The sequence below is a fragment of the Protofrankia sp. Cr1 genome (assembly GCF_963555865.1).
GTDB lineage: Bacteria > Actinomycetota > Actinomycetes > Frankiales > Frankiaceae > Protofrankia.
The window spans coordinates 90,006-91,561 of the sequence record NZ_CAUVXO010000001.1 but is presented as its reverse complement, the minus strand read 5'-3'; the positions used below and the strand labels follow the sequence as shown (position 1 = coordinate 91,561).

The following is a 1,556-nucleotide window of genomic DNA, read 5'->3' as shown; positions in this document are numbered from 1 at the left end:
TGGTCGAAGTCGGCGTACGGACCACCGAATAGGGTACTCATAGTGAATCGATCATACGTTCGACGTCCGACAGTTCTGGCAACGATGCACACTCGACACCCTACGAGGCGCCGGCCGGCCTCACGACAGGGCGTAGTGCGGATCGGCGTCCGGTCCGATCCGACGCCCGGACGATACCGGAATCGATCAACCGCGCGAGCAGGTGGCCGGCCGCCGGGATCAGGACGATCACGGATGGTCGGTTTGACGACCATCGGCATGCGCGAGCATCCTAGGAAGGTGGCGCAGCATCTTATGATCATTTTTGAGGCGTGCGAGCCCGTCTGACGAATCCAGCACTCCGGGTCCGCGCGCCTTGCCCTCCTGCCGTTCCGGCGGGGGGCTTTTTTGTTGCCGCGGCCACTGCGGAAGGTGGCCGCCGAGCCATCGGGAGAGCAGCGATGAGCCGACCAGCCGTCACCCAGGCCCCGACCACCACCGACGATGCCGATACCGACGCCCCATCAAGACCCGGCCCGCCCGTAGCCGACCAGCACGCCGGCTGGTCGGCCGTCGACCGGGCCCGCGTCGATCCCGCCGACATCGATGTCGACCGGGCCGCGGCGGTCTTGGCCGAGGTCGCCCGACGCACCCGGGTAGTGCGCGGTACGCACCTGTCCCGGCTGACCGGCATGCCGGTCTGGTTCAAGTGCGAGAACGAACAGCGCACCGCCTCGTTCAAGGTGCGTGGCGCCTTCACCCGGATCGCCCTTGCCGACCCTGACGTGCGCGCCCGTGGCGTGGTCGCGGCCAGCGCTGGGAACCACGCCCAGGGCGTGGCCTACGCGGCGGCCCGCTTTGATGTCCCCGCGACAATCTTCGTTCCGGCGGAGGCGAATACGACCAAGATTGCGCGAACCCGGCGATTCGGCGCTCGCGTCGAGCTCGTTTCCGGTGGCGTCGACGCCGCTCTGCTTGCCGCGGAGGCTGCTGCGCACGACCTCGGTGGCCTGCTCGTACACCCCTTCGACGACCCGTTGGTAATCGCCGGTCAGGGCACGATCGGGCTCGAGCTGATCGAGCAGCTACCCGGGCTGCGTACGGTTCTGGTCAGCGTCGGCGGCGGCGGGCTGATCGCGGGCATCGCCACGGCACTGCGCCAGCGCCGGGCCGATGTGCGGGTGATCGGTGTCCAGGCGGCGGGCGCTCCGGCATTCGCCCGCTCCTGGCGCTGCGGGCAGCGGCTGCGGGTACCGGCGACGACAGTCGCGGACGGCATGGCTGTGAAGAGTCCGGGCACGCTGACCCTGGCTCTCGCCTCGAATCTGGTGGATGACATGGTCACGGTGGACGAGGAGGCGTTCTGGGAGGCGATGGTGCTGCTTGCCCGTGCCGATGGCCAACTGGTCGAGCCCGCCGGCGCCGCCGGGGTTGCGGCGCTGCTACGTCATCCGGGCCTCGCGCAGGGCCCGACCGCGGTGGTCCTCTCCGGTGGAAACATCGACCAGGTGACCGCCACCCGCGTGCGGACTCTGGCGGCCGAGTCCCTGCAGACGCCCGCAGCCTGAACGAGCCGC

At 69.5% G+C, this 1,556-nt stretch carries 1 protein-coding gene; it reads left to right on the top strand.

The annotated features are described in order from the left end of the window. The first annotated feature begins 440 nt into the window (after window positions 1–440). On the top strand, window positions 441–1,547 hold the full coding sequence (locus U9980_RS00455) for a threonine/serine dehydratase (RefSeq protein WP_322766201.1): 1,107 nt from the start codon (window positions 441–443) through the stop codon (window positions 1,545–1,547). Window positions 1,548–1,556 lie beyond the last annotated feature (9 nt).

What these genes read in the sequence shown, in the direction of transcription:
- U9980_RS00455 (WP_322766201.1), top strand. Translation starts at nt 441, where the DNA reads ATGAGCCGACCAGCCGTCACCCAGGCCCCGACCACCACCGACGATGCC.